The organism is Rhodoferax sp. PAMC 29310 (genome assembly GCF_017948265.1).
GTDB lineage: Bacteria > Pseudomonadota > Gammaproteobacteria > Burkholderiales > Burkholderiaceae_C > Rhodoferax.
Window position 1 is genome coordinate 3,948,436 of the sequence record NZ_CP072852.1, and the last position, 17,087, is coordinate 3,965,522.

Annotated in this window: 16 protein-coding genes; 11 read left to right on the top strand and 5 right to left on the bottom strand. The window is 57.8% G+C overall.

Features of this window, described 5'->3' with window-relative positions; all coding sequences use genetic code 11:
• Nucleotides 1-25: 25 nt before the first annotated feature.
• From J8G15_RS18335 to J8G15_RS18345, 3 genes are all read right to left on the bottom strand, one after another.
• Nucleotides 26-1,285 carry a triacylglycerol lipase gene (locus J8G15_RS18335; RefSeq protein WP_210544021.1) on the bottom strand — a complete coding sequence of 420 codons (1,260 nt, stop codon included), beginning with the start codon at nucleotides 1,283-1,285 and terminating at the stop codon, nucleotides 26-28.
• A 108-nt stretch (nucleotides 1,286-1,393) separates the two neighbouring features.
• Entirely contained in the window at nucleotides 1,394-2,338 is a 945-nt protein-coding gene (locus J8G15_RS18340) for a pseudouridine synthase (RefSeq protein WP_210544023.1), read from the bottom strand.
• A 56-nt stretch (nucleotides 2,339-2,394) separates the two neighbouring features.
• Nucleotides 2,395-3,102: a Crp/Fnr family transcriptional regulator gene (locus J8G15_RS18345; protein ID WP_210544025.1), complete on the bottom strand. Its 708-nt coding sequence runs from the start codon at nucleotides 3,100-3,102 to the stop codon at nucleotides 2,395-2,397.
• Between the two features lie 169 nt (nucleotides 3,103-3,271).
• On the opposite strand from J8G15_RS18345, the gene J8G15_RS18350 reads away from it, so the two are divergent.
• The 7 genes from J8G15_RS18350 to J8G15_RS18380 all read left to right on the top strand — a co-directional run bounded on the left by J8G15_RS18350 (nucleotide 3,272) and on the right by J8G15_RS18380 (nucleotide 11,667).
• Nucleotides 3,272-5,218, top strand: a complete 1,947-nt coding sequence (locus J8G15_RS18350; protein WP_210544027.1) for a long-chain fatty acid--CoA ligase — start codon at nucleotides 3,272-3,274, stop codon at nucleotides 5,216-5,218.
• Nucleotides 5,219-5,235: 17 nt separating this feature from the next.
• Nucleotides 5,236-6,021 carry an ABC transporter ATP-binding protein gene (locus tag J8G15_RS18355; protein WP_210544029.1) on the top strand — a complete coding sequence of 262 codons (786 nt, stop codon included), beginning with the start codon at nucleotides 5,236-5,238 and terminating at the stop codon, nucleotides 6,019-6,021.
• Between the two features lie 19 nt (nucleotides 6,022-6,040).
• Complete coding sequence (locus J8G15_RS18360) at nucleotides 6,041-6,970, top strand: branched-chain amino acid ABC transporter permease (RefSeq protein ID WP_210544030.1); 930 nt, start codon at nucleotides 6,041-6,043, stop codon at nucleotides 6,968-6,970.
• Nucleotides 6,971-6,997: 27 nt separating this feature from the next.
• On the top strand, nucleotides 6,998-8,074 hold the full coding sequence (locus tag J8G15_RS18365) for a branched-chain amino acid ABC transporter permease (protein ID WP_210544033.1): 1,077 nt from the start codon (nucleotides 6,998-7,000) through the stop codon (nucleotides 8,072-8,074).
• Between the two features lie 75 nt (nucleotides 8,075-8,149).
• Nucleotides 8,150-9,466: an ABC transporter substrate-binding protein gene (locus J8G15_RS18370; RefSeq protein WP_210544035.1), complete on the top strand. Its 1,317-nt coding sequence runs from the start codon at nucleotides 8,150-8,152 to the stop codon at nucleotides 9,464-9,466.
• Nucleotides 9,467-9,586: 120 nt separating this feature from the next.
• On the top strand, nucleotides 9,587-10,396 hold the full coding sequence (locus J8G15_RS18375) for an ABC transporter ATP-binding protein (protein WP_210544038.1): 810 nt from the start codon (nucleotides 9,587-9,589) through the stop codon (nucleotides 10,394-10,396).
• Nucleotides 10,397-10,407: 11 nt separating this feature from the next.
• Nucleotides 10,408-11,667, top strand: coding sequence for a phenylacetate--CoA ligase family protein (locus tag J8G15_RS18380; RefSeq protein ID WP_210544040.1), 1,260 nt, complete (start codon nucleotides 10,408-10,410; stop codon nucleotides 11,665-11,667).
• 27 nt (nucleotides 11,668-11,694) lie between these two features.
• Here J8G15_RS18380 and J8G15_RS18385 read toward each other — a convergent pair whose 3' ends face one another.
• Complete coding sequence (locus tag J8G15_RS18385; RefSeq protein ID WP_210544041.1) at nucleotides 11,695-12,030, bottom strand: DUF1840 domain-containing protein; 336 nt, start codon at nucleotides 12,028-12,030, stop codon at nucleotides 11,695-11,697.
• A gap of 48 nt (nucleotides 12,031-12,078) precedes the next feature.
• Here J8G15_RS18385 and J8G15_RS18390 point away from each other — a divergent pair, with 48 nt between their 5' ends.
• Together J8G15_RS18390 and J8G15_RS18395 are read left to right on the top strand one after the other, a co-directional pair.
• The gene (locus tag J8G15_RS18390; RefSeq protein WP_210547656.1) at nucleotides 12,079-13,185 is read left to right on the top strand and encodes an aminopeptidase; all 1,107 of its coding nucleotides are present in this window, start codon (nucleotides 12,079-12,081) and stop codon (nucleotides 13,183-13,185) included.
• Nucleotides 13,178-13,501, top strand: coding sequence for a polyhydroxyalkanoic acid system family protein (locus J8G15_RS18395; protein ID WP_210544043.1), 324 nt, complete (start codon nucleotides 13,178-13,180; stop codon nucleotides 13,499-13,501). The genes J8G15_RS18390 and J8G15_RS18395 overlap by 8 nt, the downstream gene beginning before the upstream one ends.
• Nucleotides 13,502-13,519: 18 nt before the next feature.
• On the opposite strand, the gene J8G15_RS18400 is transcribed toward J8G15_RS18395, so the two are convergent.
• The gene (locus J8G15_RS18400; protein ID WP_210544044.1) at nucleotides 13,520-13,774 is read right to left on the bottom strand and encodes an acyl-CoA-binding protein; all 255 of its coding nucleotides are present in this window, start codon (nucleotides 13,772-13,774) and stop codon (nucleotides 13,520-13,522) included.
• A gap of 111 nt (nucleotides 13,775-13,885) precedes the next feature.
• Between J8G15_RS18400 and J8G15_RS18405 the strand changes: the two genes are divergently transcribed.
• Nucleotides 13,886-15,442 carry a wax ester/triacylglycerol synthase family O-acyltransferase gene (locus J8G15_RS18405; RefSeq protein WP_210544046.1) on the top strand — a complete coding sequence of 519 codons (1,557 nt, stop codon included), beginning with the start codon at nucleotides 13,886-13,888 and terminating at the stop codon, nucleotides 15,440-15,442.
• Between the two features lie 395 nt (nucleotides 15,443-15,837).
• Nucleotides 15,838-17,027 (top strand): IS3 family transposase gene (locus tag J8G15_RS18410; protein WP_210542005.1). Its coding sequence is split into 2 segments (ribosomal slippage): nucleotides 15,838-16,096 and nucleotides 16,096-17,027, totalling 1,191 coding nucleotides; the frame shifts between segments, so codons are not numbered across the junction.
• Nucleotides 17,028-17,087: the final 60 nt, after the last annotated feature.

Here is a 17,087-nt window from a genome sequence, read left to right on the forward strand (position 1 = left end):
CACAGTGGGCAGGAGCCCACCAAGATCAATCCGACTTGACCTCGGGCGTCAGCCACTTGAGCAGTTGCTGCGTGACCGTGGGGTGGTTCAGCAGTGCCAAATGGTTCATGCGGTAGGCAATGGATTGGTTGGGCTTGGCAAAGAAGAGCGTTCGCAGCGGGTCGTCGTGTTGACCCAAGGCGCTGTGCAGGGGCACCAAGCCATCGCCAATCAGGCGGTCAGCCAGCGAGCCGCGCTGCGGGGCAGTGGTGGCGGCCAAGGTAAAGCAGGCAATGCCCTCGGGCAGGGGAAGGAGTTGGCGACTGTCGGGCTTGCGCTGAAAGCGGTCATGTCCCTGCCAGTCGGCGTCCAGCACGTGTCCATAGCGCAGGTCAGTGATGCCCGCGCTGCGCAATTGGCCAAGTTTGGCAAAGGGCGCGGTGTAGGGCGTACTGCCTAAAATCACGTCTACCCAGTTGCCCGCGCGCTCCAGCGGGGCGCCGTGGTGGGGCGTGCCCAGAAAAACGATGTTTTTGAGTGTTGAAGGCCAGCGCAGGCCTGCTTGTCGGGCCGAGTGGATCGCACTGCGCGTCACCAGCCCCCCCATGCTGTGCGCAACCACAGTGAGCTCTTCCAACGGGACCGGCCAGTTCATCACCAGTTGCTCCAGCTGGGCCGCCAATTCGTGTCCGCTTTGTGAGGTGTGGCGACCGGTGTTGTAACGAACATAAATCGGGGTGTAGTCCAGCGTGGCTGCAAGGGCTGCGCCATGGTCTGATCCGGATCCGCCGGCGGGCACCTGCCATTGCAGGTCATTCATGCACAGGCCATGAATCAGAATCAAGACTTTGCCCGTGACCTCAGTCCGTGGTGGCATGGCTTGCCAGTCCAACGCGAGCCCCTGGTGGCGCAAACTCATGGCGGTGGCGAGCGGATTGCTGCTGGTCACCAGTCGGTCGCCCAGGACACCGTTGAGTGCAGCAACGACGGCTTCTCGTTCGGGGCTGGCGGGGCGGTCTGGGTTGCCTTTGGCCAGCAGCGACTGAACTCCTGCCAAAGCGGCATCGACGCCTTTGCCAACCAGTTGGGTGACCCCTTGAACACTTTGGTAGACCAGCCCCGTGAGTCCACGGGTCTGGTTTGGCGTTGCGCCGCTGGGGGCGCCCAGCGTGCGCCAGACGGACTGGTGAACGCCTTCGGCGATGCGGGTGACGCCGGCTGTGGCCTCAGTGGCCAGTTGGGCAATACCCCGCAAATCGGACGGTTGCAGGTGTTTCAGCGGGTTTTTGGAGGGAGGCTTGGCCATGGTTGAGGCGCACCGGACGTGAGGTCGCAGTGCGCCGGCCCATTGTCAGTGTCTGTTCGTGCTTGCGCTAGAGGGGCGCATCTAGCCCGATTCGGGTGCAATTCTGTTTTAGAAGCGCTCGTGCGGTTGCAGGTAGCGCCACTGGCCAACGGGCAGGTTGCCCAACATGACGTGGCCCACGCGAACCCGCTTCAGGCCCACCACTTTCAGGCCCACCAACTCGCACATGCGGCGAATCTGGCGCTTCTTACCTTCGGTGAGCACAAAGCGAAGCTGCTCCGGGTTTTGCCACTCCACCTTGGCGCGTTTCAGCGGCTGGTTGTCCAGCGACAGTCCGTGCCGCAGTAATCGCAGTTTGTCCGCCGGGAAAACCGCCTGCACATCGGTGCTCACCGGGTCGTCATCGTCAATGCGGCTGAGTTGGGTGACTTTGCCGCCATAAGTTGCGGCGGCGCTGTTGGCTGCGGCCAAATTCTCGGCGCCGGTGTACACCACGCGTACCAGATATTCCTTCTCCATCTCCGAGTCCTCGCCAATGAGCTGGCGCGCCACGCGGCCGTCCTGGGTGAGCACCAGCAAGCCGGTCGAGTCAATGTCCAGGCGGCCTGCGGGCACCAGGCTTTTGAGCTGGCTGGGGTGAAAGAAGAAGCGGGCGTTGTCATCCGTCCAGCGGTTCTGGGGTTGCACCAGGGTGATGGCGGGCTCGTGGCCGTCCTCGGCCTGGCCGCTCACCAGACCCAATGGCTTGTTGATCAGAATCGTGACCTGATTGGCCTGCTGGCCCTGGGCCTGCTTGGTGATTTCAATTTTGACGTTGGGCAAGACCTGCATGCCCATGGTGGCGACCTCGCCGTTCACCTTGACCCAGCCTTTGCCAATCCATTCGTCGGCCTCGCGCCTTGAGGCCATGCCCAGTTCGGCCATGCGCTTGTTCAAGCGCAGCGTGCCGTTGGGGCCGGTGGCGGCCGTGTTGGATTGCCCGGCAGGCACGGCGGCGCGGCTGGGAGGAGGGGCCGCACGGCGGAAAGTGGGAGTTGGCTTTGAATCAGTCATTGCTATAAATTTGGTAGCTGCTTGCGCTTATTTTACAAGGGCTAGTGGTTGATTTGTCATAAAAATAAATTAGACCTCAAGGCGTGCAGGTCCAGCACCCGAAGGCCGCCGTATTCGACACGGATGCAGCCCTGATTGGCGAGGTTGGTTAGCGCCTCGTTCACCCGTTGGCGAGACAGGCCCACAAGGTAGGCCAACTCTTGCTGGGTGATGCGCAAGGCGGCTCCCACGCCCGGATAAAGAACCGGGTTGAACAACGAGGCCAAACTGCGGGCCACACGAATGTCCGGGTTGGTCATCCGATCGATTTCCCGCGCTGCGATGAACTGACCCAAGCGCTCGTTCAGCTGGTTCATCACGAAGCGGTTGAATCCAATCGAATGATCGAGCAACCAATGAAAGGTGTCCACGTGCAGGCCGGCCACCATGCTCTTGCGCAGGGCCTGAATGTTGTAGCGGTAGGTCTCCCGCTTGAGGGCTGTGCCTTCGCCAAACCAGCCGCCCGGCGGCACGCCGGTGAAGGTCATGGTTTTGCCTTCGGCGTTGTCGCTGCTCATCTTGAGAAGCCCATCCACCACGCCAAACCAGTAGGTCACCGGTCGCCCAGTGCGGCACAGGTATTCCCCTGGCGTGGCGTCGGAAATCTTCAAGTCTTCCTCGGCGCGCTGACGCTCCACTGGCGTCAACACAGCAATCCACGGAATGGTGGCCAACTCAGGCGCAGTGAGGGAGCGGCGGCGGTGAAACAGGGTGTTATCGGACATGGTATGGGCTGTAAGTCTTCAATAAGTGAAGGGAAAACACCTACCGAGAATGGTCTGAATTGTCGTCGAAATGACAACAAAGCGTCAAATGACGTCCTATTATTGACGCCATCAACGCAACCGAACGACTTTTTGATCCGGTTGCCTTCACTTGAGACAAGGCACAGGGATGCAGACCACTTTTCCTCAACTTCTTTTGAACCACGCCGCACAGCGGCCGCTCGAACCCGCCATGCGCGAAAAAGAGTACGGCATCTGGCAGGCTTTGACGTGGTCTGATCTGGCCGTTCTGGTGGAGCACATCGCGAGTGGATTGCACCAGGCTGGATTGCGTCGCAATGAGCACATGGTGGTGGTCGGCTCCAATCGGCTTCGGCTTTACGCCACCATGCTGGCTGTGCAGTCCTTGGGCGCGATTCCGATTCCCCTGTACCAAGATGCCGCCGCGCTGGAATGCATCTTCCCCATCAACAATGCCGAAGTTCGCTTTGCCTTTGCCGAGGACCAGGAGCAGGTCGACAAGCTCCTGGAGATCCGCGAGCAGTGTCCTCAGTTGGCGCACATCTTCTTTGATGACCCGCGTGGCTTGCGTAATTACGATGAACCCGGATTGGCTGGAGTGGATGAACTGATTGCTGCGGGCAAAGCCTTTGCCACACAGCACGCCGGCTTTCTTCAGGCTCAAGTGAGTGAGATCAAGGTCGACGATGTGGCGGCGATGTTCTTCACATCAGGCACCACCGGCAATCCCAAAGGCGTAGTGCATACCCACTACTCCCTGTTGAACCGCGCCCAAGCCGGTGCCGACTTTGACAAGTTGACACACGCCGAAGAGGTGTTGGCCTATTTGCCACCGGCCTGGATTGGACAAAACATCTTCAGCTACGCCCAGTGGTTGCACTGTGGCTACGTGGTGAACTGCCCCGAGTCGGCGGCCACGGTCACCATTGACCTGAAAGAAGTGGGCCCCACTTACTACTTTGCCCCGCCCCGCGTCTTTGAAGGCTTGCTCACCAGCGTGATGATTCGCATGGAAGACGCCAGCGCCCTGAAGCGCCGTATGTTTCACTACTTCATGAGTGTGGCGAAGCGGGTGGGCCCCACCAGAATGGATGGCAAACAGTTGTCGTTCACTGACAACTTGCTCTACATGCTGGGCAACTTTTTTGTGTACGGCCCTTTACGCAACAACCTCGGCATGAGCCGGGTGCGGGTGGCCTATACCGCAGGCGAGGCCATTGGCCCAGATTTGTTCACTTTTTACCGCTCGATTGGCATCAACCTCAAGCAACTGTATGGCTCCACCGAGACTGCGGTGTTTGTTTGCCTGCAACCAGACCATGAAGCGCGGGCCGACACCGTGGGCGTGCCTTGTGCGGGGGTCGAAATCAAGGTGGCTGACAACGGCGAAATTCTCGTCAAATCTCCAGGTTTGCTGAAGGAATACTTCAAGAACCCGGCAGCAACAGCCGAAGTGCTGAGCGCCGACGGTTGGTACCACACCAGTGACGCCGGCTTTCTGGATGCCCATGGTCACCTCAAGATCATTGACAGGGTGAAAGATGTGGGCCGCATCAAGGGTGGACCGAGCGACGGAGCCATGTTCGCGCCGAAGTACGTGGAAAACAAGCTCAAGTTTTTCCCACACATCAAGGAAGTGGTCGCCTATGGCGATGGTCGCGACAAGGTGTGCGTCATGATCAATATTGACGTCGACGCGGTGGGCAACTGGGCTGAACGACGCAACCTGCCCTATGCCGGTTATACCGACTTGGCGCAGAAACCTGAGGTGTATGAACTCATCAAGGAGTGCGTCGAAAAGGTGAACGCTGATTTGAGTGCGGACAACATGTTGGCCGGCTCGCAGGTCAGCCGCTTTCTGGTGTTGCATAAAGAACTGGATGCCGATGACGGCGAGTTGACCCGTACCAACAAGGTTCGTCGCGGCTTCATTGCGGACAAGTACGACGCCTTGATCGATGGGTTTTACACCGGCAAGACGTCGCAGTTCATTGAAACAGTGGTCAAGTTTGAAGACGGTCGCACGGGCAGCGTCAGCGCCACTCTGCGAATCGATGATGCAAAGACCTTTGCGCCCATCAAGGCCGCGGCCTGAACCCACTCAGAAACAACATGGCGACAAAACAAATTGGCGACGTCATTCTTGACGTCAAGAACATCTCCCTCAGCTTTGGCGGCGTCAACGCGCTGACCGATATTTCGTTTGATGTGCGCGAACATGAGGTGCGCGCCATCATCGGACCCAACGGCGCCGGAAAAAGCTCCATGTTGAACTGCATCAACGGGGTCTACACACCGCAGCAGGGCAACATCACCTTTCGCGGTCAAACCTTCAGCCACATGGACAGCCACCAGGTGGCCACCATGGGCATTGGACGCACGTTCCAGAACTTGGCCTTGTTCAAGGGCATGAGTGTGATTGACAACATCATGACCGGGCGCAACCTCAAGATCAAAAGCAATATTTTTTTGCAGGCCTTGCGCATTGGCCCCGCGCAACGTGAAGAAGAAATGCACCGCGAAAAAGTCGAGCACATCATTGATTTCCTGGAAATTCAGGCTTTTCGCAAGACGCCGGTCGGTCAGTTGCCTTACGGCCTGCAAAAGCGGGTGGACCTCGGGCGTGCTTTGGCCATGGAGCCACAGGTTTTGTTGCTTGATGAGCCCATGGCTGGCATGAACGTGGAAGAAAAGCAGGACATGTGCCGCTTTGTGCTTGACGTGAACGAAGAGTTTGGAACCACCATCGTGCTGATTGAACACGACATGGGCGTGGTGATGGACATTTCGGACCGGGTGGTGGTGCTGGATTACGGCAAAAAAATTGGCGACGGCACACCAGACGAAGTACGCAATAACGAAGACGTGATCAGTGCCTATTTGGGCACCAGTCACTGAAGCAGCAGGAGATCAAAAAATGGCATTTTTTCTTGAAACACTGCTGGGCGGCTTGATGGCCGGCATGTTGTATTCCTTGGTCGCGCTGGGTTTTGTACTGATTTACAAAGCATCAGGCGTGTTCAATTTCTCACAGGGCGCCATGGTGTTGTTTGCCGCTTTGGCAATGGCCCGTTTCGCGGAGTGGATCCCCGCCATCACGGGTATTGAGAGCCTGTTCCTAGCAAACGTGCTAGCCTTTCTGGCGGCCGGCGTGGTCATGTTTGTGGTGGCCTGGTTGATTGAACGACTGGTATTACGTCACTTGGTCAATCAGGAAGGCACCACCTTGCTGATGGCGACCTTGGGTATTGGTTATTTCCTGGACGGGTTGGGCCAAACCATCTTCGGAAGCGCCATTTACAGCATCGACATTGGCATGCCTAAGGAGCCGATTTTTGTGTTGCCCGGCGTGTTTGAGGGTGGCCTGCTGATCAACAAGGAAGACCTGTACGCGGCCCTGATTGCCGCTGTGCTGGTGGGCTTGCTCAGTATTTTTTTCCAGAAAACGATCACCGGGCGCGCTTTACGGGCGGTAGCCGATGACCATCAGGCCGCTCAGAGCATCGGTATTCCATTGAACCGCATCTGGGTCATTGTCTGGTGCGTGGCCGGCGTGGTGGCGTTGGTGGCCGGCATGATTTGGGGCAGCAAGTTGGGCGTACAGTTTTCGCTGACCACCGTGGCCTTGCGGGCCTTGCCAGTGGTGATTCTGGGGGGGTTGACCTCTGTTCCCGGCGCCATCATTGGCGGACTGATCATCGGTGTGGGTGAGAAGCTGTCTGAAGTGTTTTTGGGCCCCTATGTGGGCGGTGGCATTGAGATTTGGTTTGCCTATGTGCTGGCACTGGCCTTCCTGATGTTCCGTCCTCAGGGCTTGTTCGGCGAAAAGATCATCGATCGCGTTTAAGCCGATACCCACTGAAAGAAAAATACCATGTTTTACAGAGAAAACGGCCAGTTCAAGACCTCTTACCGGGCCGACAGCCAAATCTTCCCGATTGCCCAAGACCGCTGGGGTGTGCTGGCCCTGTTGGCTTTTGCCGTCATTGCCGTGCCCCTGTTGGCTGACGAATACCTGCTGCGGGCCATCTTTATTCCCTTTCTCATCTTGTCTTTGGCCGCGTTGGGGGTGAATATCTTGGTGGGATTTTGCGGGCAAATCTCACTCGGATCTGGCGCTTTCATGGCCGTCGGGGCTTATGCCGCCTACAACACCTATGTGCGAATCGAGGGTATGCCATTGATTGTGGCCTTGCTCTCAGGGGGCTTCTTTGCCACACTGGTGGGCTTGTTTTTCGGCATCCCCAGCCTGCGCGTCAAGGGGCTGTACCTGGCCGTGGCGACATTGGCGGCACAGTTCTTCTGCGATTGGGTATTTTTGCGAATCGGATGGTTCAGCAACAACAGCTCGTCCGGCTCGGTCGCTGTGTCTGATCTGAGTGTGCTGGGTTGGTCGATTGAGTCGCCTATTAGCAAATACCTGTTCTGCCTGGGTGTGTTGGTGGTCTTTGGGGTGCTTGCCAAAAATCTGGTGCGCGGCGCCATTGGTCGTGAATGGATGGCCATTCGGGACATGGACGTGGCCGCTGCCGTGATTGGTATTCGCCCCATGTACGCCAAACTCAGCGCCTTCGCCGTCAGCTCGTTCATTGTCGGCGTGGCCGGGGCCCTGTGGGGCTTCATCCACCTGGGCTCTTGGGAGCCTGCTGCCTTCTCGGTGGATCGCTCATTCCAACTGCTCTTCATGGTCATCATTGGAGGCATGGGTTCCATTATGGGCAGCTTCTTTGGCGCCGCCTTTATCGTGGTGCTGCCCATTTTCCTGAATCAGGCGCTGCCGGCTTTGGGCAGCCTGTTCGGGTTGGATATTTCGACCGCCTTAGTGGCCCACACCGAGGTCATGATTTTCGGTGCACTGATCGTCTGGTTCCTGATTGTGGAGCCGCACGGGCTCGCCAAGCTGTGGAGCATAGGCAAGCAAAAGTTGCGTCTCTGGCCTTTTCCTCATTGAGTTTCAGACCCTCGATGCTTTGATTTTTCGTTCGTTAACCACAGGCATTTCAATGCCGATCTTTAGGAGACTTTCATGAAAATTCGTCATATTGTTCTGGCCGGTTTGGTGGCCTCAGCTAGCGCCGGCGCTTTCGCGCAAGCCAAAGAGCAGTTTTTCCCGGTGCTTTCCGGGCGAACCGGTCCGGTCGCGCCCAATGCAACCCCCTGGGCCAACGGCCACAACGACTACATGAAGCTGGTGAATGCCCGCGGTGGTATCAACGGCGTCAAAACTCTGGTGGAAGAGTGTGAAACCGGTTACGCCACCGACCGCGGTGTGGAGTGCTATGAGCGTCTGAAAAACAAAAACGGTGGAGCTACCGTGTTTCAGCCCCTGTCCACAGGTATAACTTTTGCGCTGACTGAAAAGGTCGCAGCTGACAAAATTTCCCTGATCACCTCCGGCTATGGTCGAAGTGACTCGGCAGATGGCGGTATCTTCAAATGGAACTTTCCATTGATTGGTCACTACTGGGTGGCCGGCGACACTGTGCTACAGCACATTGGCAAGAAGGCCGGTGGAATGGATAAGCTCAAGGGCAAGAAAATTGGCGTGGCCTACCACGACAGCCCGTTTGGCAAGGAGCTGTTGCCCATTCTGCAAGAGCGCGCAGCCCAGTATGGCTTTACCCTCCAGTTGCTCCCCGTGGCTGCGCCTGGCGTGGAGCAAAAAGCCACCTGGTTGCAGGTACGTCGTGAACAGCCTGACTACATGATTCTCCAGACTTGGGGTGTCATGACCGGCACCGCTATCAAGGAAGCCCAGGCGGTCGGCTACTCTCGTGAAAAAATGTTTGGCACGTGGTGGTCGGGCGCCGAGCCTGATCTGAAAGATGTGGGTGAAGGTGCCAAGGGCTACAGCGCGGTGATGATGCAACATGGTGCTGAGCCTCAGTCCGCTGTGGTGAAGGACATCATGGATAAAGTGCATTCCAAAGGCGAAGGCGCTGGCCCCAAGGATGAGGTTGGCAGCGTGTTGTATATGCGCGGTGTGGTGGGCGCCATGTTGGCCACTGAAGGCGTTCGTGCCGCCCAGGAGCGCTTTGGCAAAGGCAAGGTCATGAATGGGGAGCAGGCCCGTTGGGGCTATGAAAACCTGAATCTGACCCAGGCCAAGCTTGACGCGCTGGGTTTTAAGGGCGTGATGCGTCCGGTCTCTACCAGCTGCGCTGACCACATGGGTTCGGCTTGGACTCGTGTTCATACTTGGGACGGCAGCAAATTCGTCTGGGCGTCGGACTGGTTGCAGGCTGACGACCAAGTGATTAGGCCGCTGGTTAAGGCGTCTGCTGACAAGTACGCCGCCGAGAAGAAGCTGACACGCCGGACGCCTGCGGACTGCCAGTCCTGATCAGGCCCAGTCCCCCGCTTAATGCAGGGGACTGCGGTTGGCGACTTGCCCAAGTCGCCAACTGAAAGGCATGGCAACTGGCCTTTCAGTTGGTCTCAACCAAACTACACGGATTCATAAATGAGCACACCGAATATCGTTCTCAACGTCAATGGCATTGAAGTCATTTACAACCACGTCATTCTGGTCCTGAAGGGTGTTTCCCTGAATGTGCCGGAGGGCAAGATCGCGGCCATTTTGGGCGGCAACGGGGCGGGCAAGACCACCACCCTGAGGGCCATTTCCAACTTACTCAAAGGCGAGCGCGGTGAGGTCACAAAGGGTTCCATCGAGCTGCGGGGTGAGCGCATTGAAAACCTGTCTCCGGCTGACCTCGTGCGCCGCGGCGTGGTTCAGGTGATGGAAGGGCGTCATTGCTTTGCCCACCTGACCATTGAGGAAAACCTCTTGACTGGCTCCTACACGCGCAGCGACAAGGCCGAAATTGCACGGAACCTGGACAAGGTGTACACCTACTTCCCGCGCCTCAAGACGCGGCGCAGCAGCCAAGCCGCTTACACGTCGGGTGGCGAACAGCAGATGTGTGCCATTGGGCGCGCACTCATGGCTAACCCGAGCATGGTGCTGCTGGATGAACCCTCCATGGGACTGGCGCCGCAGATTGTGGAAGAGGTGTTTGAGATCGTGAAAGACCTCAATCAAAAGGAAAAAGTGACCTTCCTGATTGCCGAGCAGAACACCAACATGGCGCTCAAGTACGCAGACTATGGCTACATCATGGAGTCCGGCCGGGTGGTGATGGACGGCCTGGCCAGCGATCTCGCCAACAACGAAGACGTGAAAGAGTTTTATCTGGGCATGGGCGGCGGCGAGCGCAAGAGCTTCAAGGATGTCAAGAGCTACAAGCGCCGCAAGCGGTGGTTGGCGTAAGGAGTTCACACATGACGCACAATTTTTACGACGCGCTGGAAACCCGCGCTCCTGCTGAACGCGAAGCGGCGCTGTTGGCTGCTCTGCCCGAACGCGTGGCACACGCCAAGCGATCATCACCCGCATTTGCCACGATTTTGGAGGACGTGGACCCGACCACTGTGACCAGCCGTGAGGCCTTGGCCCGCTTGCCGGTGACGCGCAAGCACGAGTTGCTGGAGCTGCAAAAAGCCAGCCGTAGCGCGGGCGGGAATGTGTTCGGCGGCTTCAGCGCCGTGGGCTTTGGTGCCACGATGCCTCGCATGTTTGCCAGCCCTGGGCCGATTTACGAACCCGAAGGTGCCGCCCCTGACTACTGGCGTATGGCTCGTGCCATGCATGCCTCCGGTTTTCGGGCGCAGGAACTAATTCACAACGCCTTCAGTTATCACTTTGTGCCGGCCGGCTCCATGATGGAGTCCGGTGCGCATGCCATGGGGTGCACGGTTTTTCCAGCTGGTACTGGGCAGACTGAGCAACAGGTGCAGGCCATGGCCGAGTTGCAGCCCGCCGGCTACATTGGGACCCCTAGTTTCCTGAAGATCATTGTCGAGAAAGCCGCCGACCTCGGTGTGGCCTTGCCCAGCGTGAAAAAAGCCATGTTTGGCGGCGAGGCTTTTCCGCCCTCACTGCGCGACTGGTTCCTGGCGCGCGGCATTGATGGCTACCAGTGCTACGCCACTGCCGACTTGGGGTTAATTGCATACGAAACCTCGGCGCGCGAGGGCCTAATCATTGACGAAGGCGTGATCATTGAAATCGTGCGACCCGGCACCGGTGACCCCGTCGCCCCGGGTGAGGTGGGAGAGGTCGTCGTGACCACCCTCAACCCCACGTATCCGCTGATTCGCTTTGGCACCGGTGATTTGTCGGCCATCATGGCCGGGCCCTGCCCCACAGGGCGGACCAACACGCGCATCAAAGGATGGATGGGTCGGGCCGATCAAACCACCAAGGTGCGCGGCATGTTTGTGCACCCCAGTCAGGTGGCGGATATTGTTCGTCGCTTCCCTGAGGTGGCTCGCGCTCGATTGGTGGTCAGCGGCGAGATGGCCAATGACGCCATGACCCTCAAAGTGGAAACCGCCTGCAGTGGGCCAGATGATCTGGCTGGCAAGCTGGGTGATGCCATTCGTGAAGTCACCAAGTTGCGGGGGACGGTTGAGTTGGTCCCGGTCGGCAGCTTGCCCAATGATGGAAAGGTCATTGAGGACGCACGCAGCTACGCGTGATCTTGCCAACTCAGGGCTAAGCTTGTCTTAAACGCCCCAGACGACATCGTCTCCGTCAGTTTCACAGCGGCGCAACATTTCCATGAAGGGTTGCGCACGTTGGCGCAGTGACACCTCGGCGAAGACGGGAGTGGGCTCGTTGTTGGCCAAGGCCTCAGCAATGGCCGCATCTCTGGCGGTCTCTTCCACCGCAATGGCCTCCTGCAGCGCCACCAGGGCTGCTGGAATTTGTTCCGCCTGCACAATGCCTTTGCCGGACGCAACGCTCTCTGAGTCCCGTCCGAGAATGGCCAGAATCTGTTGAGCGTGGGTTGGCAGCATGATAATGTCGCCGGTATTTTTAGATTTGAATTTGAAAAGCATGGTGGTCCTGTTGTGATTGCTCGTTTCAATGCTACACCCGCTAAGCACATAAATCGATCTGCCTGTCGCTGGCGTTGGCGGGCGGGCGCCATCGCGACCTTGGCAGTGCTGGGTTTCAGCGTCGGCTGTGCAGACGGGCGTTACTATTTTCAATCGGTCAGCGGGCATGTGAAGGTGATGCAGGCGGCCCGACCTGTGTCACAGTGGCTGTCAGACGACCAAGCCTCACCCGCGCTGAAGCAACGGCTTAAACTGTCCCAGAAAATTCGGCAATTCTCAGTCACCGAACTCCACTTGCCTGACAACGAGAATTACCGGCGTTTTGCAGATTTGCACCGCCGCGCCGTGGTCTGGAATGTCGTGGCGGCGCCGGAATTTTCGTTGACGCTGCACACCTGGTGCTTTCCTGTGGTGGGGTGCGTGGCTTACCGTGGGTACTACGCTGAAGCAGATGCCCAGGCCGAAGCTGCCGCGCTGCGCCTGCAGGGGCTGGAAGTCCGTGTGTATGGCGTGCCTGCTTATTCCACCCTGGGTTGGCTAAATTGGGCGGGCGGCGACCCGCTGCTCAACACCTTCATTCAATACCCGGACGGCGAGTTGGCCCGCATGATAATTCACGAGTTGGCGCACCAGGTGCTTTACGTCAAAGACGACACGGTGTTCAATGAGTCGTTTGCCACAGCGGTTGAACGCCTCGGTGGATTGCGGTGGCTGGCCATTGAGGGGACGCCGATGGCCCGCCAGCAGTACGAGGCCTTTGATGCGCGGCGTCAGCAGTTTCGGGACTTGTCTTTGGGCACCCGGCACAAGCTGGAAGAGATTTATGAGAAAAATCAGGCTGTGGCGTTTGACCCAACTGCTGTGACTGCTATGAAAAACGAAGCAATTTCAGAGTTCAGGTCGGACTACCAGCGACTCAAGGCGACCTGGAATGGATATAACGGCTACGACGCCTGGGTAGCAGGGGCCAACAACGCCGCCTTTGGCGCTCAGGCCGCCTATGATGACTTGGTGCCTGGTTTCGAGGCGTTGTTTGAACGGGAGGGCCGGGACTGGCCCCGGTTCTATGAGGCGGTCAAACGATTGGCAGAACTGCCGATTCAAGAGCGAACCGATTTTTTGAAAAACCTATCTCCGGAGTATTCCCGTGGCTGATCTTCACATCTTGCGCGACCATGAACTTGGATTAAAGGGCGCAAGAAAAATCGCCTTTCAGTGGGCCGAACATGCGGAAAAGGAGTTTGGCATGGCCTGTACTTACGAGGAAGGTGCGGCCGAAGACGAGGTGTGTTTCACCCGCTCGGGAGTCAACGGCACCTTGGTCGTGACCAAGGACCGCTTCGAGCTGAACGCAAAACTGGGATTTTTGCTGGGTTCTTTCAAATCGACGATTGAGAGTGAAATCGTCAAGAACCTCGATGAGCTCCTTCAACCTCAGCCGCCGGCGAAGCGCGCAGCCAAGAAGAAGTAGTTGTCGAGCGGGGACGCTTTAGCTCAGCGACTCAATCAAATCCACATACTGCTGCATCGCATCGGCGTTGCTGGTGCCTTTCAGGCCGTTCCATGCATCCCACTTGGCGCGGCCGACCATGTCGCTGAAGCCAGGCTTCTTGTCGGCGTTGTCACCGGTGCTGCCTTGTTTGTAGAGGGCGTACAACTTGAGCAAGGTCATGTTGTCAGGGCGCTCAGTCAGGTTTTTTGAGTTGGCGACGGCGGCTTCAAATTGGGCTTGCAAATCTGACATGTTTTTTCTCCAAATAAAGTACTAAACCACACACATGGGGTAAGTGCGCTGTATCTTACGGGCCGTTTTGCTTACAGAATAGAGAATATTCCCCAAGAGAGCTTAGTTGCCATGGTTACCCGCATCAATTCCAAGAAGTCTGCATCGATCCCGCACACACCAAACCCGGGTGGGCGGATGCAGCCGCCTTCTTCGGATCATGCCACCGGCAATTCGGCAACGTCCCAACGTATGAGCAAGGTGGACACAGCCTGGTTGCGCATGGACGGTGAGCACAACTTGATGATGATTGTGGGTGTGTGGATATTGCAGCCGGGTCTCAAACTAAAGGAAGTTTCCGATCGGATCGAGTCGCGGCTACTCAAGTTTCCCCGGTTTGGTCAACGAGTGAAGCAGGACGCCACGGGCGCGAGTTGGGTGACTGACGAGGACTTTCGGATCGAGCGCCACGTCGTGGCTGAGGTTTTGCCTCGCGTCCCCAAAGGGCAAGAGCAAATGGCGTTGCAAAACCGCTTGGCCGAGTTGGCCATGGTGCCGCTGGACATCCAGCATCCCTTGTGGCAATTCCGGTTGGTGGAAGACTATCAAGGTGGCTCGGCGTTGATGTGCCGCATCCACCATTGCATTGCCGACGGCCTGGCCTTGATCGCCGTCACGCAGTCCATGGTGGATGGTGGCTCAGAGCCGCCCAAGCAGCAAGAACGTGGCGAGAGACATGACGGCCTGGAAGGGCTGGAGGAATGGATCACCGACACCTTGATCAAGCCCTTCACCGAGGTCACAGTTAAAGCGCTGGATGCAGCGGGTGACGGGGTAGTCGGCGCCATGGAGCTGTTGCTTGACCCGAGGAAAGGGCTTGAGCATGGCTTGGAAAAAGGCCTTGCCGGCTCAGCAGGGCTGGCCAAGCTGGCCTATCAGCTCATGCGTGATGGCGCTGCCCTGGCGCTCATGCCCGACGATTCACCTACCCGTCTGAAAGGCGTACCCGGGGCGACGAAACGGGTGGCTTGGTGCCAGCCAATTCCCCTGGACGAGGTCAAGGCCATCGGCCGCGCCTTGAACTGCTCCATCAATGACGTGCTGCTGAGCTGCGTGGCAGGTGCCTTGGGCGAGTACATGAAGTCGTTTGGCGACGAAACAGCCGGCAAAGAGGTTCGGGCCATGGTGCCCGTCAACCTGAGGCCCATGGATCAAGCCTACAAACTGGGCAACCGCTTTGGGCTGGCCCCGGTGGTGTTGCCGCTGGGCTTGGACAACCCCGTGGAGCGGGTGTTTGAAGTGCGCCGCCGCATGTCCGAGATGAAAGGCAGCATGCAACCGCTGCTGGCCTTTGGCCTTCTGGCGGTGGCCGGCTTGGTCGCCAAACCGCTGCAAGATGCCATGCTGAACCTCTTTTCCAGAAAGACCACGGCCGTGATGACGAATGTGCCAGGGCCACGCGAGAAGCTCAAGTTTTGTGGATCCACGCTGGAGCAGAGCCTTGTCTGGGTGCCTCAGTCCGGCTCGGTGGGCTTGGGCGTGTCGATACTGAGCTACGCTGGCGGGGTTCAGTTTGGTGTCATCAGTGACGCCACGCTGTGCCCTGACCCCCAAAAAATCATTGACCGATTCGAACCTGAATTCGCCAAGTTGTCCCTGCTCACGCTTATGCTGCCTTGGGGCGAGTGAGGTGATATTTTTTCGCTGCTGCGGGTTAAGGATTTGCTATCCATTACATAGCTATCTGCGCTTTATTGGCGTGAGCTAGGAGGCGAAAGCCTGCGAATTTATAGGGCCACATCAGGGGCTTGGCAATACGGTCGGGGGCAGCTGTTTCCAACTGACAGTTGAGCGGCTGCAATGCGGGCGGAAGCGGTCATTGGGTATTTGGAAATGGATGGCGCTTAAAGACACATACCTGCCAGTCGTAGTTCTCAACTGCTCACCATAAATCGGTCATTCAGCGTAGTTTCGTATGGCTGAAATGAACAGTTAAACTTCGCCAGCCTGAACCAATAACTTGACCTTGCCCTCGAAAAACGTATCTCTTGCTGAGTGTTTAAATTCACGCAAGGAGAACGGAAATGACGAAGACAGCAAGAGCGCGCTACACGCTCGAATTCAAGCAAGAAGCAGTTCGACTGGTCGAAGGTGGCCAGAGCATTGCAGCCGCGGCACGCACGCTGGGAGTGGTCGACCAGACGTTGTTCAATTGGGTCAAGGCGCAGCGCCAGGGCCAGCTCAAGGGAGCTGACAGCAAGGTATTGGTCAGCGCCGAGCAGATGGAGATCAGCCGGTTGCGGGCCGAGTTGGCGCGTGTGAAGATGGAGCGTGACATTCTGGGAAAAGCGACGGCGTACTTCGCAAAGGGATCGATTTGAAGTACGCCTTCATCCAGCGCCACCGCAGCACATGGCCGATCTCGGTACAGTGCCGCGTACTGGGGGTGAGCATCGCCGGGTACCACGAACACTTTGTGCGACTGGCCAGTCCGGCCCAGCTCCGCCACCTGAGCGATGACGCCTTGCTGGTGCACATCAAGGCCATCCATGCCGAGACGCGAGGCGGCTACGGCTGGCCACGCACCTGGAAGGAGCTGCTTGCCCGTGGCATCCGTGTGGGCAAAGAGCGCGTGCAAAAGCTCATGCAGTTGCACGGCATCCGTGCCAAGGGAAAGCGGCGCTTCAAGGTCACCACCGATAGCAATCACGATCTAGCGATCTCACCCAACCTGCTCAACCGGGAGTTCGATGTGGCAGCACCCGACAAGGTCTGGGTGGGTGACATCACGTACATCGCCACGGACGAAGGCTGGTTGTTTCTGGCCGTGGTGATTGACCTGTTCAGCCGCCAAGTAGTGGGCTGGTCGTTACGAGAGGAAATGACGCGGGACATCGTCATTGATGCGCTGCGCATGGCATGGTTCAAGCGGCATCCGGGCAAGCAGGCTGGCCTGATGTTCCATAGCGACCGCGGCAGTCAGTACGCCAGCAAGGACTTCCGGGAAGTGCTCAAGGAGTACGACATCACCAGTTCAATGAGCCGGCGCGGCAACTGTTGGGACAACGCCTGCAGCGAGACGCTGTTTGGATCATTGAAGGTGGAACGGTTATACGGACAGAAGTTCAAGACTCAGCGGGAGGCAAAGGATGAAACGATTGCTTGGATGCTTTGGTATAACCGGACTCGACTGCATTCGACACTGGCCTACGTCAGCCCGGTGCGGTTCGAGCAAAACTGGCTTGCTAATCAGCCCAAGCAAGCCAACTCATGATCTCGGTTATGGGATACGGATTCCAGGGGCAAGGGCAACTCTCGGCTCTTCTACAGCCTT